The 13,689-nt window shown below is 61.4% G+C and carries 13 protein-coding genes; 10 read left to right on the top strand and 3 right to left on the bottom strand.

The window, feature by feature from the left end; translation table 11 throughout:
* Positions 1-4: 4 nt before the first annotated feature.
* A complete protein-coding gene (locus ACZ1JV_RS16255; RefSeq protein ID WP_465152370.1) occupies positions 5-658 on the bottom strand; it encodes a peroxiredoxin in 654 nt (217 codons plus the stop codon).
* Between the two features lie 357 nt (positions 659-1,015).
* Between ACZ1JV_RS16255 and ACZ1JV_RS16250 the strand changes: the two genes are divergently transcribed.
* The 7 genes from ACZ1JV_RS16250 to chrA all read left to right on the top strand — a co-directional run bounded on the left by ACZ1JV_RS16250 (position 1,016) and on the right by chrA (position 8,480).
* On the top strand, positions 1,016-2,296 hold the full coding sequence (locus tag ACZ1JV_RS16250; protein ID WP_465152589.1) for a dicarboxylate/amino acid:cation symporter: 1,281 nt from the start codon (positions 1,016-1,018) through the stop codon (positions 2,294-2,296).
* Between the two features lie 302 nt (positions 2,297-2,598).
* The gene (locus ACZ1JV_RS16245; RefSeq protein WP_465152369.1) at positions 2,599-3,504 is read left to right on the top strand and encodes a tyrosine-type recombinase/integrase; all 906 of its coding nucleotides are present in this window, start codon (positions 2,599-2,601) and stop codon (positions 3,502-3,504) included.
* Between the two features lie 31 nt (positions 3,505-3,535).
* A complete protein-coding gene (locus tag ACZ1JV_RS16240; RefSeq protein ID WP_465152588.1) occupies positions 3,536-4,699 on the top strand; it encodes an IS91 family transposase in 1,164 nt (387 codons plus the stop codon).
* Positions 4,700-5,128: 429 nt separating this feature from the next.
* Positions 5,129-5,434 carry a hypothetical protein gene (locus ACZ1JV_RS16235; RefSeq protein ID WP_465152368.1) on the top strand — a complete coding sequence of 102 codons (306 nt, stop codon included), beginning with the start codon at positions 5,129-5,131 and terminating at the stop codon, positions 5,432-5,434.
* Positions 5,435-5,588: 154 nt separating this feature from the next.
* A complete protein-coding gene (locus ACZ1JV_RS16230) occupies positions 5,589-6,392 on the top strand; it encodes an acid phosphatase (protein WP_465152367.1) in 804 nt (267 codons plus the stop codon).
* 198 nt (positions 6,393-6,590) lie between these two features.
* The gene (locus ACZ1JV_RS16225; RefSeq protein WP_465152366.1) at positions 6,591-6,932 is read left to right on the top strand and encodes an NUDIX hydrolase; all 342 of its coding nucleotides are present in this window, start codon (positions 6,591-6,593) and stop codon (positions 6,930-6,932) included.
* A gap of 237 nt (positions 6,933-7,169) precedes the next feature.
* Entirely contained in the window at positions 7,170-8,480 is a 1,311-nt protein-coding gene (chrA, locus tag ACZ1JV_RS16220; RefSeq protein WP_465152587.1) for a chromate efflux transporter, read from the top strand.
* Between the two features lie 267 nt (positions 8,481-8,747).
* Here the strand turns inward: chrA and ACZ1JV_RS16215 are convergent, their stop codons facing one another.
* Together ACZ1JV_RS16215 and ACZ1JV_RS16210 are read right to left on the bottom strand one after the other, a co-directional pair.
* Complete coding sequence (locus ACZ1JV_RS16215; RefSeq protein ID WP_465152365.1) at positions 8,748-10,247, bottom strand: arylsulfatase; 1,500 nt, start codon at positions 10,245-10,247, stop codon at positions 8,748-8,750.
* A 377-nt stretch (positions 10,248-10,624) separates the two neighbouring features.
* Complete coding sequence (locus tag ACZ1JV_RS16210; RefSeq protein WP_465152364.1) at positions 10,625-11,113, bottom strand: TetR/AcrR family transcriptional regulator; 489 nt, start codon at positions 11,111-11,113, stop codon at positions 10,625-10,627.
* Positions 11,114-11,122: 9 nt separating this feature from the next.
* Here ACZ1JV_RS16210 and ACZ1JV_RS16205 point away from each other — a divergent pair, with 9 nt between their 5' ends.
* The 3 genes from ACZ1JV_RS16205 to ACZ1JV_RS16195 all read left to right on the top strand — a co-directional run bounded on the left by ACZ1JV_RS16205 (position 11,123) and on the right by ACZ1JV_RS16195 (position 13,685).
* A complete protein-coding gene (locus tag ACZ1JV_RS16205; RefSeq protein ID WP_465152363.1) occupies positions 11,123-12,136 on the top strand; it encodes a serine hydrolase domain-containing protein in 1,014 nt (337 codons plus the stop codon).
* Between the two features lie 7 nt (positions 12,137-12,143).
* A complete protein-coding gene (locus ACZ1JV_RS16200) occupies positions 12,144-12,626 on the top strand; it encodes a nuclear transport factor 2 family protein (protein ID WP_465152362.1) in 483 nt (160 codons plus the stop codon).
* Between the two features lie 657 nt (positions 12,627-13,283).
* Positions 13,284-13,685, top strand: coding sequence for a DUF1622 domain-containing protein (locus ACZ1JV_RS16195; RefSeq protein WP_465152361.1), 402 nt, complete (start codon positions 13,284-13,286; stop codon positions 13,683-13,685).
* Positions 13,686-13,689: the final 4 nt, after the last annotated feature.

Here is a 13,689-nt window from a genome sequence, read left to right as displayed (position 1 = left end):
GAGATCAGGCCTCGGGCACCGTTTCGGTTTCCGGCTGGGGGACAAGGCGCAAGTACGGCTTCACGGTCGTCCAACCCTGCGGGAAAAGCGCCGTCGCCGCGGCATCGTCCAGAGAGGGGACGATGATCACGTCCTCGCCCGGCCGCCAGTCGGCGGGCGTCGCCACCTTGTGGCGGTCGGTCAGTTGCAGGCTGTCGATCGTGCGCAGGATTTCCTCGAAATTGCGGCCGGTGGACGCGGGATAGGTCAGCGTCAGGCGCAGCTTCTTCGCCGGGTCGATCACCAGCACGGTGCGCACCGTGGTCGTGTCGGAGGCGCCCGGATGGATCAGGTCGAGCAGGGTGGAAACCTTACGATCATGATCGGCGATCAGCGGAAAGTTGAGCGCGGTGCCCTGCGTCTGCGCGATGTCCTGAGCCCAGTCGTGATGGCTTGCCACCGGATCGACCGAAAGCCCCAGAACCTTAACACCGCGCCGATCGAACTCGGGCTTGAGACGGGCGACGGCGCCCAGTTCGGTAGTGCAGACCGGGGTGAAATCCTTGGGATGCGAGAACAGCACCACCCAGTTCGCACGCGCCCAGTCATGGAAATCGATGCGGCCTTCGGTCGAATCCTGCGAGAAATCGGGAACCGTATCGGAGAGTTTGAGGGACATGGGATCACTCCTTGTGTCTGAGTGCCGTACGGCGAACCGCCCCGCGTGACCTGCGGGCCCGCGAGAATCGGATGGGAATGAGGAGTGCCTGACGCTGTCATCTCGGCGTTTGCTGTTCGTCCGGCAGTGAGAGTATCTCACGCATCGGAGGCAACAACGACATTCTCAACTTATTTACTAGAGAATATGAGTCAATCGCAAGATTTGCTTCGCCATGGGCAAGCGTTCGTTCTTCGCCCACGTCCGCGATGAACGCTTTCCCCCCTTGCGGGCAAACTCAATTAATTTAGTAGACAATACAAGGTGGCCTGCGCAAAGCGCAGCCAGAACGGAGTCTGCCCTGCAATGTCAACGCCGATTAAGCTGAACTACGGCAGTTTCGGGTTCCGCGTCTTCGTCGGCATGGCCGTGGGTATCGTCCTCGGCTTTGCGGCGCAGTGGCTGGGGCCGGTGGGGCAAGGCGATCCCAACGGATTGACCGTCGCCCTGAAGACGACCGGATCGATCTTCGTCAGCCTGCTGAGCGCGACGGTGCCGCCGTTGATCTTCGCGGCCATCGTCAGTTCCATCGCGAACTTGCGCCAGCTGGAAAATGCGGCGCGTCTGGCTGGGCAGACATTGATCTGGTTCGCCATCACGGCACTGATTGCGGTCGTGATCGGCATCGGCGTGGGGCTGCTCGTCCGGCCGGGCTCCGGGGTTCACGCGGCGGATATCGCGGTCCATTCGCCCGCGACCGTGGGCACCTGGCTGGACTTCCTGAAAGGGCTGGTTCCCGGCAATTTCCTGGGCCTGACGGCGTCGACCAAAGTGGCGGCAGACGGCACGGTCACGACCGGACTGTCGTTCAACACGCTGCAAATCCTGGTGATTTCGCTGACCATCGGCTTCGCCGCGCTCAAGGCCGGGGATCGCGGTGAGCCGTTCCTGACGTTCGTGCGGTCGCTGCTGGCAGTGGTGCGCACCGTGCTCGGCTGGATCATCGCGCTTACGCCGATCGGTTCGGCCGCGCTGATCGGCACCGCGATCGCCACTTACGGCTGGAGCACGCTGCACCAGCTCGGCAATTTCGCGGTTGCCATCTATGCCGGGCTCGGGCTGGTCCTTTTCGTGGTCTACCCGGTGCTACTGATGGTCAACGGCATCGAGCCCTCCACTTTCTTCCGCAATGCCTGGCCGGCGATCCAGCTGGCGTTCGTATCGCGATCGTCGGTAGGCACGCTGCCCGTTACCGAGCTTGCTGCGGAACGCATGGGGATCGACGGTGCCTATGCGGCCTTCGCCGTGCCGCTTGCCGCGACCACGAAGATGGACGGCTGCGCATCGATCTATCCCGCGCTGGCGGCGATCTTTGTGGCGGACTTTTACGGCGTTCACCTTCAGGGGCTGGACTATCTGCTGATCGTGCTTGTTTCGGTGCTGGGTTCGGCGGCGACAGCGGGCATGACCGGCGCCGTGGTGATGCTGACCCTGACGCTGTCCACGCTTGGCCTGCCGCTGGAAGGCGCCGGACTGTTGCTGGCGATCGACCCCATTCTCGACATGGGTCGCACCGCGGTGAACGTGGCAGGGCAACTTGTGGTCCCGGCGATCGTCGCCAAACGGGAAAAGCTCTCGCCGGAACCCGTCGCCGCCTAGCAGAGACGGCGACGAGATGGCAATTTCCATTGGCTGATGCACTATTTTTGCATCCGCCCAATTGCCGATGTCGGCCCAAGCGTGGGAGGCTGGGTTTGTAACGCGTTCAAGAACACAGCCGCCCGCCGCTACGCCGAATTCCGGTTAAGCCCGTGGAAGACGGCCGGCAGCTTCCGCGCCCATGGACGAACCCGCTTTCGCGGGAGAGGTGCGTGGTGAGAGGTAGGGGTATATCGTGAGGTTTTGGTCGGGGTGAGGTTGCCGTCCGAGCGTGAAGTTCCCTTGAACGAGAGGAACTCACGATGGCTACGATCTCTACTCCCGCCCCGATCAGCCCGCTGCGCCAGCGCATGCAGCACGACATGATGATGCGAGGCCTGCTGCCGCGCACGCAAGACCAGTACATTCGGCACGTCCGGCGCTTCGCCGCCTACCTGGGACGACCACCCGATACGGCAACCGCAGAGGACCTGCGCAATTTCCAGATCCACCAGCACGAGAGCGGAGCCAGCGCAGGCACCATCAATGGCGCGGTGTCGGCGCTACGCTTCCTCTATACCGTCACGCTCCGGCGTCGGGACCTGGCGCGCGGACTGATCGCGACACGCCGTCCGGACAAGATGCGCGAAGTCCTCAGTGTCGAGGAGGCTACCCGGTTGCTCGAGGCAGCACCTGGCATCAAGTACAAAGCCGCGCTTGGCGTTGCCTATGGTGCAGGCCTGCGCGTTTCTGAGGTCGCCCACCTCAAGGTCGACGATATCGACAGCGAGCGCATGCTGATCCGGGTTGAACAGGGCAAGGGCGGGCGCGATCGTAACGCCATGCTGTCGCCGCATCTACTTCAACTGCTCCGTCTGTGGTGGCGCGAGGGCAAGCGACGCGGCGTGATGTTTCCCCATGGCTGGCTGTTCCCCGGGCGCAGCTACACCGATCCCATCTCATCGCGGCAACTCCACCGCGCCGTCCAGGAAGCTGCTGAGGTCGCGGGCATCCGCAAGCGCATCAGTCCGCACACGCTGCGCCACAGTTTCGCCACGCACCTGCTCGAACAGGACGTCGATATCCGCGTCATCCAGGTTCTGCTCGGACACGCCAAGATCGATACCACTGCGGTCTATACCAAGGTCTCGACCCGCACGATCCAGGCCGTCGCCAGCCCGCTAGACCGGATCGTCGCTCTGATGGAGGGCAAGGCCCCTCCCGGTTGAGACCGTCCGCACCTCACTCGAGGTCGCCGATATCTTCCGCAGCGCCGGGCCCGGTTACAGGGCGGCCCATGCCGGACACCTGAGCCTCGCTCAACTCAAGGTCATGACGGCAATCGAGAACTGCCGCACCGCAGCCCTCGGCGGCCACATCGAAGCGTGCCAGGACTGTGGGCATTGGCGTCTCGCCTACAACTCGTGCCGCAACCGGCATTGCCCCAAGTGTCAGGGCGCGGCCGCGCGCACCTGGTTGGCCGAGCGCGAAGCTGATCTCTTGTTAGTGGGCTACTTCCACGTGGTTTTCACCCTGCCCGCCGAGATCGCCACCATCGCGCTGCAGAACAAGGCCCTGGTCTACGACCTGCTGTTCAAGACGGCGTCGGAGACGATGCTAACCATTGCTGCCGATCCCAAACATCTCGGCGCCCGCATCGGCATCACCGCCGTCCTGCATACGTGGGGGTCGGCGATGACCCACCACCCGCACGTCCACATGATCGTGCCGGGCGGCGGCATCGCGCACGATCGCAAACGTTGGATCGCTTCCCGGCCCACCTTCCTTCTGCCCGTGCGTGTTCTGGGCAAACTGTTCCGCCGCCTGTTCCTCGCCCGCCTTGCCGAGTTCCATCGCGCCGGGCGGCTCGGCTTCTTCGGGTCGCTGGCGGGTCTCGCCGATCCCCATGCCTTCCAGCGCCACCTCGCCCCTGTCCGCAAGAAGCCATGGGTCGTCTACGCCAAGCCGCCGTTCGCCGGTCCCGAAGCGGTGCTCGCCTATCTCGCGCGCTATACCCACCGCGTCGCTATCTCGAACCGCCGCCTCATCGCCTTCGACGAGAATGGGGTGACCTTCCGCATCAAGGATTACCGCCGTGACGGCGCCGACCGTCAGCGCGTCATGACGCTCGAGACCCACGAGTTTATCCGCCGGTTCCTGACCCACGTCCTGCCCCGGGGCTTCCATCGCATTCGCCATTATGGCCTGCTCGCTGGCTCCGCGCGCAAGGCCTCGCTTGCCTTGGCCCGCCACCTCCTCGATGTTGCCGCCCCGAGCGAGCCGCAGCCCGAGGAGGCTGAAGACTATCGCCCACCGTGCCCGTGCTGCGGCGGCCACATGCTCATCATCGAGGCCTTCGCCCGTTGGCGCCAGCCAAGAGCACCACCGCCACCGACCACGTTCGCCCGGATGCCTGCGCCATGACCCGGCATGGCTCGCGCCTCTCCAAGTCCGGCAGATCCGTACGCCGGGCAACCACCCCGCACGCATCTCATCTTATGAGCACCTGGCTCGGCACCCAACGAACGCTCTGGAAGCCCCTCTCCACCCTTCCGAAACATCCGGGCACCGTCGGCGCTAGCCCGCGTCGCACCGTGCGCGGTGGCCCCAACCAGACCACCCCAAAGCACAAATCCCCATAGACCAGCCTATGCGGCCCGCGGGTTCCTCCATGTTAGAATTTCGTACGCAAGCGCCCGAAATCCTTCGACATATCGGACGCCCAGCGCCTAATTTCCAATTCCTGAAAGCGGTCGTTCGTTCACGTTTGACCGGCCTGCCCAGCAAAGGAAAAGCTCCCAGTCGACCGCCATCCCCGTGGCGGATATTGCTGCGGCGGACTAAGAGTTCGGTATGCCGCCCGCGAAACCGCCGATGCCGCCACAAAAGCCCTGCGAACTCACGCCAGAGCAGGCCTCATTCATCCGAGAAACCGCGCGACGCTTTTTCGGAGACAATGTTGTCGTCCGCAATTTCGGCACCGATCCCGGCGCTCTTCGTATCCATGTCGAAACCAGCAATGGAAACGGAGTCGTTGCCGACTTCCTCGGCGCTCTTTTAACGCGCATCGATCACATACCGAGTGTGTCGGTCACCGAACGCGGGGCCAAAGTTCAAGGTGATGCGAAGGTCGCATACCGGCAGGGCGAGGTGCTTTAAGGCACTTCGCCCGACATCTGCTTCGCACGATTTCAGCCATTCGTGACACCCCCTAGCTCACCCAAAACCGGCCACCCAAATCGAAGTGTCATATTTCTGTCATATTGACCACTTGCGACTGATCGTCCTACCTCCCGGCCATTGGAGATAGTTCGTGAAGCTCAAAATCTCGATTGCCTTGGCCACTGCGGCTACCGTTCTGTTTACGGCAAACGCCGATTCTGCCGAGCGCCGCCGCGGCTACTTGGAGGCCGGTGAGTTCGACGTCACTCATGTGATCGAGCCGGCGCCGCGTCCAGGTGATCCGCGTTACGAGACAGATCGCAAAATCTTCCGGGCAACGCGCAAGCTTGCCGGATCGCCCCGTTGGAAGCTTGCAACGCAGGATGCTGACTACAGCGTGCCCGCTCTTGCGAGCGATTTCAGCTGCGCCGTTGGGGTTAAGCTCACGCCGGAAAACGCCCCTAAGTTGATGATGCTCATCGAGCGGGCAGGCTCCGATACCAGCGCACAATCGGGCAAGGCGAAAGCCGTATATGAGCGGCACCGGCCCTTCACGATCGACAAGGGACAGATCTGCCAGCCCGCTTCCGAGCTCTACGATGAGAAGGCCCATCGAATGAGCTATGACTATCCCTCCGGCCACACGACTTGGGGCTGGACATGGGCACTTGTCTTGTCGAGCATTGCACCAGACCGCGCACAGCAGATCCTTGAGCGCGGCCGGGCCTATGGCGACAGCCGGTTTGTCTGCGGGGCGCACAACGAAAGCGCCGTTGAGGCCGGCATGCTCTCGGCGACAGCCACCATGGCACTCGTGCAGACCAAGGCTGACTATTTGGCTGATCGCGCTGGAGCCAAAGCCGAACTCGACGCGCTGCGTGCTAGCGGCGAGCGCCCCACTGGATGCGAGGCCGAGACAGCCTTGGTGCGCGAGAGGGTAATGCCTCGCCTCTGATCAGGACAGCGGAAAGCGCCCAGGCAAACGGCTGCGTGATCCTACCGATATTTGCAATGTGACTTCCTAATTCCATCCGGACACATATGCTTCCCGCTGTCCGATCGCGCTTCACCATTGGTAACGAGTCGAAGGATGCCCGCTCAGTCGAACGCCCTACCCTACCGCCTGAATGGCGATATCTGCGAAGTCCTTCTGGTGACCTCGCGGCGCAAACGGAAGTGGATCCTCCCCAAAGGCAAGATCGAGCCGGGCGAGACCGCTTCGCAGCGTGCGGCGGCCGAAGCCTTTGAGGAGGCCGGCGTACTGGGAACGATATCTAAAAGCCCGCTTAAGACATCGGCGATGTTCGATCCGAGCCGGGCCAAAGTCTACGCCTTGCAAGTGGAGGAGGAGTTGGAGCGTTGGCCGGAAATGGCGTCACGCAAGCGGGCCTGGTTCTCGCTGTCCGAAGCCCGCACGGTTCTTCAGGATGAAACGCTTCAGCGAGCGCTGAAGGCCTTCGCCGCTGCACGCATGGAAGAACCGCTCAGGAAGTAGACTGAGTGGTTCCCAGGGCGGCAAGCGCCCCCAATTCCGTCATTCAGCGCACAGGCACGCATGACCCAAACCGGTCGTTCAAATTGCCGCTCCCACTTGGTTATTGGCCCTTGGCAGAATGGCACCGGCGCTGTTAGACAAACCACATCGGGATAAAGCAACCTCCCGGTCAGGCGTCACCGCCCAAGCGTTGCCTTGATTATCCGTGCTATCGCGGATGGAAAGGCATTGGTCAGAGTGACAGTCACGACGCCTAAACCCGAGTTTTCCGAACTCCTACGAGTCTTCGCCCGAATTGGGTTCCTTAGCTTCGGTGGTCCGGCTGGACAGATCGCGCTCATGCACCGCGAACTCGTGGATGAGCGGAAATGGGTAAGCGAAGAACAATACCTTTATGCCTTGAACTTCTGCCATTTGCTCCCCGGTCCCGAGGCCCAGCAACTGGCGACCTGGATCGGGTGGAAGCTCCATGGCCTGCGCGGAGGATTAACGGCAGGCCTGCTGTTCGTACTGCCGGGCGCTTTCGTCATTCTCTGCTTATCGATCCTTTATGCCTACGCCGCACACCTCGGCTGGTTTGCCGCCCTCTTCCTCGGCATCAAGGCGGCGGTGTTGGCGATTGTCGTGCAGGCGCTTATCCGCATCGCGGGGCGCGCACTCAACACGCCGGTTAAGCGGATACTGGCACTGGCGGCGTTCATGGCGCTCTTCCTCTTCAGCCTTCCCTTCCCGCTCGTGGTGCTTGGCTCTGGCGCAATCGGTATGGCGGTCGCCGCTTGGCGACCCGAGCTACTCGCCCTGAAGGTAAGCGGCGACAGCCCTTCCACCGCACCGCGACCATGGGGCCAGTCCTTCCGAGCGGTCTGCCTGTGGGGAGCGATCTGGGCCGCACCCATGGCTTTCGTCTTTGTTACGGTGGGCCCGGACCACGTGCTTTGGCGGATAGGCTGTTTCTTTTCCCAACTTGCAGTGGTGACCTTCGGCGGCGCCTATGCAGTTCTGGCCTATATGGCCCAGGAAGCTGTGCAGGGGCATGGCTGGCTATCGGCTGGCGAGATGGCGGACGGCCTGGGCCTTGCCGAAACGACGCCGGGGCCACTGATCATGGTGACCCAGTATGTCGGCTTCCTTGCTGCTTTTCGCACTCCGGAACCCTTCAACCCCCTGCTTGCCGGCCTGCTGGGCGCCGCGCTGACGACATGGGTGACCTTTGCTCCATGCTTTTTGTGGATCTTCGCATTTGCGCCATGGATTGAGCGCCTAGAACACGCGAAACGGCTGAAGGGCGGCCTGGCAGCCATCACTGCTGCAATCGTCGGCGTGATCGCCAACCTTTCGCTCTGGTTCCTGATCCACGTCATGTTCGCCAGCGTGAACGAGCAACGTTTTGGGGCCGTGCGGCTTTTCATTCCCGATCGGGGAAGCTTTGACTGGCGGGCGGCCGTACTGGCTGCGCTGTCAGGTGTTCTCATATTTCGCTTCAAAAGGAACGTGATCACGGTGTTGATCATAGCCGCGATAGGAGGTCTGCTGCTGGCAAGCCATTGAGCGAGCTTGCGTGGGATTCCCAACCTCACGGGGTCTATCTTGATGGGGTGAACCGCCGGTCGGCTAGCGCCCCCATTCCGGTCGCTCAAGCTGTCGTGTGTAGCTTCCTAAAGCGGCCGTTAGCCGAGGCCGAAACGGACCGAGTTCGTTTGCAATCGGACGAGCGTACGACCCAAATCATACAAGTCCACATTCCTTCCATGCCGCCAGCCAGCAACGACACGGAAGGAATGATGCCGGGAAAGGGACCGGTACGAATTTCGGCTCTTAATTTTGATTCGGGCTGGCGGTAGTGATCTTTTCCATTGCGTCGCCAACTGTAAAACTGGCCGCCTTGGCCCGAGGCGGGAACTCCTCAAAGCTCTCAAGGAGCTTCGCTACGATGGCCTGTGCGGGCACGAACAGGAACATCCGGTGCGCCGAATAGTCTCCGTAATAGATGCTCTCCGGTCCGCGCTCGAACGGGTCCGAGCGCAAATTGTACAGCATCGGTGCGCGTAGCGGAGTGAAAGCGCCTTGCCAGACACCAAGCGGGGTCTTGTGATTGGTTTCGGCGTTCTGCTCCAGGAACGCGACCTTCCACTGGTGCAGGCGAAGCGCCATCAGGTCGCCGTCATCGCTCCAGTAGGCAAAGCCTGGGCGCGGCCATTCCTTCGCTTCACCCTTGAAGCCGGGAATCAGATTATGGCCGTCAAGGTGCACTTTGAAGGTCTTGTCGCCAATCTTGCCGCCTTTCCGTACGCGGTCGACAACGTCGACATCCCCAGCTGCGGCGCCAAGCGTCGGCAGGAAATCCTCGTGCGCGCAGATCTCGTTGACCACCGTGCCCGGTTCGATCGTGCCTGGCCAGCGGATCACGCAGGGGACGCGAAATCCGCCTTCCCAGTTGGTCGCCTTTTCACCCTTGAACGGCGTGGTGCCGCCATCGGGCCAAGTGAAGCATTCCGCGCCGTTGTCCGTGGTGTAGACGACGATCGTATCGTCCTTCACCCCAAGTTCGTCGACCAATGCGAGCAACTCGCCGACATGGCCGTCATGTTCGACCATGCCGTCCGGATAGAGGCCGAACCCGGTCTTACCCTTCGACTCTTCCTTGAGATGGGTGAACACGTGCATCCTGGTTGAGTTGAAATAGCAGAACCAAGGCCCGCCTTCTTCGTGCTTGCGCTTGATGAAATCCTTGGCATCGCTGAGGAACTCCTCGTCGATGGTCTCCATACGCTTGGAGGATAGCGGACCGGTGTTTTCTATGGTTTGACTTCCTTTGCCGTCGGTCTTGCACTTCAGCACGCCGCGCGGGCCGAACTTCTCGCGGAATTTCGGATCCTTGGGATAGTCTTCGTTTTCCGGCTCTTCCTCGGCGTTGAGGTGGTAGAGATTGCCGAAGAACTCATCGAATCCATGCATCGTTGGTAGATGTTCGTCGCGGTCTCCCAAGTGGTTCTTGCCGAACTGCCCTGTGGCATAGCCTTGCGCTTTAAAAACCTCGGCGATGCAGGGATCGCTCGGACCCAGTCCAAGATCTGCGCCCGGTAAGCCCACTTTCGTCAGTCCGGTGCGGATCGGCGATTGTCCGGTCAGGAAAGCGGCGCGCCCAGCGGTGCAGCTCTGCTGCGCATACCAGTCCGTAAACCGGGCGCCTTCACTCGCGATCCTGTCGATGTTGGGCGTCTTGTAGCCCATCATTCCGCTGTTGTAACAGCTGGGGTTAAACCAACCGATATCATCGCCCATGATGAAAAGGATATTGGGTTTGCCGTTCGGCATGCTTCGCTCCTCATGCTCGCGCGAGAGTTTCACTGGAGGTCCTGGTGGAGCGAGCCTATTCGTTGCGTAACCGATGGGTATCGTGATTAACCCGCAAAATTGGAGCGAGAAACCTCAGAGGTCGTGCACACATTTGACGGCCATATTCCGCGAGGTGGTTTAGCTGAGCGGCCGGTCGGCCAAGCGCCCAAGTCGGTCGCAGCGTGTTTGATTTGACGCAGCAGGGAGCGGACCGACCGGTTTTCTTTTGCCGAGCAGGTTCGTCAGCAGCGGAGAGGGGGAGAGCGGAATGGCTGTTTTCGGTAATGTGGATGGCGATAGCGCCATTCAGGACTTGGTCGCTCGAAGCGGTACACCGCGCCTTCCGGTAAGATCACCTACTCAACGGCACGCGTTCCCGTCAGCAAAACCAGCAGGACATGATCAACCAGGTCGATCAGCCGCTCGCGTGTAACAGGCTCCCCGGCCGGTCCGCCGTAATGTGCGAGCATTGCAACGACGGTATCCCGCACAAGATCGAGTTCGACACTCGAGAGAGGCTTGTATCCCTCCCGGAGGGCACGAGCCGCGAAGCCTTCCAGTTCCTCACGCACGAAGGTACCAAAGCGGCCGGAAACGGTCCGATATAAGTCCGGGTGCGACCGTGCCATCTCATATATCGCGCTCACTAATTCCGAGTTGCCATCGCAACTGCCGGCTTGCTCTAGGAGCGCAAGCAGATCGTCGCGCATCGATGTGCCGGGGTAGCGCGGTGTCTTCATAGGGCTCAGGGTGGCAACGGCATCTGCCACGAGGTCTGCCTTCGCGGTCCAACGCCTGTACAGCGTCGCCTTCGACACGCCCGCCCGCGCCGCGACGTCCGACATTGTCAGACCGTGATACCCATTGGAGCTGAGAAGATCGAGCGCCGCATTGATGATGAGGTCGTCACGGCTGCTGTCTTGTGCGCGACCGCGTTGCGCTGGGGGCACGGGCGGATCGTCTCGACGGGCGCTTGGGGCATGGCTGGCCCAAGCCGAGCGGCGACCATCGACACACCATACAACCTTGCATCGCTGACAAAGCCGCTGACGGCAGAAGTCATCTTGCGTTTGGTATCGGCCGACAAGCTGTCGCTCGATGAGCCGATGGATCGCTACTGGAGCGACCCCGATCTGTCGTCCGATCCCCGGCGGACGAAGCTGACGGTCCGCATGGCGTTGAGCCATCGCACCGGGTTGCCGAACTGGCGCGATGCGAAGGGGCTCGCGTTCGATCATGATCCTGGCACAACCACGGGCTATTCAGGCGAAGGGTATCAATATGCGGCGCGCTACGCTGAGCGTCGCACCGGGCAGTCGTTCGAGGCGCTTGCAGAGCGGTGGCTGTTCGCCCCGGCCCATATGCCCGCATCCGGTTATGTATCCGCTCAAGGAGCGACCCAGCCACTCGCAGTGCCCTATGACGAAACGGGCAAGCTGCTGCACGTCGAGCCGGTAACGCGCTTCAATGCTGCCGATCTGGCCCATGCAACGGCGCGCGATTATGCGCGCTTCCTAATCGAGGCCCGCAATGATCGGGGCATTGCCGCTTCCATCGCGGCAGAGCGCAATCGATCGCAGGCCGACCTGACGCCCGACATATGCGTCGGAGCGAAGGCAACCACCTGTCCGCCTTGGACCGGTTTCGGGCTTGGCTGGCAGCTTCTCGGCTTTCCTGGCGAGACGACCATGCTCCACACTGGCAAGGATGCCGGGGCTTTCACCTTCGCTGCAATCAATCGCGCGAGCGGTGACGGGATCGTCATCCTGACCAACAGCGACAACGGATGGCGGGTCATCCTGCCCATACTCGAACGCACCGGCAGCGATCCGAGACTGATCGCCTTTCTCCGCGGCCAGATGAACTGACAGGAGCATGAGCATCAAGACCGCCATCGCCGTTGCCGCAGCGTTGCTAGCGGCGCCCATGCCGCCTCCGGCCGATCAGTTGACGACGGAGATTGGCGCCCTCGATGCCAGGGTATTCGACGCCTACAACCGCTGCGACCTGCCGACCTTCTCCGGCTATTTCGACCCCAAGGTCGCCTTCTATCACGACACCGGCGGTGCGACGTTCGAACGTGACGCGATGGTAGATGGTGTGCGCAAATACATTTGCGGAAAGGTGAAGCGCGAGCTGATCCCGGCCACGTTTCGCGTCTATCCGATCAAGGATTATGGCGCGATTGAGGAAGGCGAACACCGCTTCTGTGAACTCGCTACAGGGCGATGCGAGGGTATCGCCAAGTTCGTGATGGTCTGGGCGAAACAGGACGGCATCTGGCGGATCACCAGCGTCCTCAGCTACGGCCATCGCGCCGCGACGCCCGCCGAGCAGCAGGGCGCTGCTGGAAAATAGATCACAGTCCGCTTCCCGATTGGGAACATCCAATGGGACAGCTTGAGCGCAGCACGCGCCATATTAGCCCAGGGGCTGCAGTTTTCCCGAAATCTGATCCTGATTGCTTTGTCTCGAAACTGCCCCTCGAGAATAGAGAAATGGGACTGCGCGAATGGCGTGCTCAAGCAACCGGTATCGTCAGGAAATGACGCACGACGGATCGATTTTGATTGGAGAGATGGTGGTCGCCTGGCCAAGATTGGCAACTGACCGCTTTCGTCCGGAGCAGCCATCCGGAGCACGCTTTGTGGACGACTTGGGTTGGTAGAGATCGACGTTCGCGAACGGCAGCTATCGCCATATGCCAGCCCTGAACCGGACATTCGCCTATCGGCCAGATTTGCGGGAACTGCCGGGCGGCACTGCGCCCACCCCAGACCCCCGGCAGTCATTTTGACGGCCCTGGCTGCAGCACGTCCGCTTTACCACCTAGGCCCACAAACGGCTGGAGGTGGTGAACGATCCTTCCGTCGTTGATGATCGGGATTAACGGGAAAGCCGTCGGTGGGACAAACTACGATCGGAAGCGATCAACCGAATGCGCGGGATTTCCCCGATGTGCAACGCGCCCGTCATCAAGCAGAATTCCGCCGCTAAGTGACAGGAAATCGGGCGATGGAAGAACCTTTGCACGCGATAGCCGAATACATTGCAGCAGCAGTCAGTCTTTTTGCGATGCTGGCGATCGCTATCGGCGCTCTGCAAGGGGCGATAGGGCTTTCGAGATTGCTGATTTTCCAAGCCAGCGACGATCAGCTGAGGCCCGTGTGGCTGTCTCTCGCGAGATGGCTTGTTGCAGGCCTCACCTTTCAACTCCCCGCCGATATCGTGGAAACGACTATTGCACCGACCTGGGATGATATCGGCAAGTTGGCCGCCATAGCCGTGCTCCGGACATTTCTGAATTTCTTCCTGGACCGTGATCTTGATGGTTTGCGGGAGAGGGAAGCCAGGGAGAAGGAAGCAGAACGTGTCGCTGCAGCCCAAATGCCCGATGCCCACGTGCCAAAGCTTTGAATGT

The sequence above is a fragment of the Novosphingobium sp. BL-S-19 genome (genome assembly GCF_055521675.1).
This window is presented reverse-complemented; position numbering and strand designations above follow the sequence as displayed.

Bases quoted from the DNA above. Each gene is read 5' to 3' on its own strand.
- ACZ1JV_RS16255 (WP_465152370.1), bottom strand. From the start codon at position 658: ATGTCCCTCAAACTCTCCGATACGGTTCCCGATTTCTCGCAGGATTCG.
- ACZ1JV_RS16245 (WP_465152369.1), top strand. From the start codon at position 2,599: ATGGCTACGATCTCTACTCCCGCCCCGATCAGCCCGCTGCGCCAGCGC.
- ACZ1JV_RS16235 (WP_465152368.1), top strand. From the start codon at position 5,129: ATGCCGCCCGCGAAACCGCCGATGCCGCCACAAAAGCCCTGCGAACTC.
- ACZ1JV_RS16215 (WP_465152365.1), bottom strand. From the start codon at position 10,247: ATGCCGAACGGCAAACCCAATATCCTTTTCATCATGGGCGATGATATC.
- ACZ1JV_RS16210 (WP_465152364.1), bottom strand. From the start codon at position 11,113: ATGTCGGACGTCGCGGCGCGGGCGGGCGTGTCGAAGGCGACGCTGTAC.
- ACZ1JV_RS16200 (WP_465152362.1), top strand. From the start codon at position 12,144: ATGAGCATCAAGACCGCCATCGCCGTTGCCGCAGCGTTGCTAGCGGCG.
- ACZ1JV_RS16195 (WP_465152361.1), top strand. From the start codon at position 13,284: ATGGAAGAACCTTTGCACGCGATAGCCGAATACATTGCAGCAGCAGTC.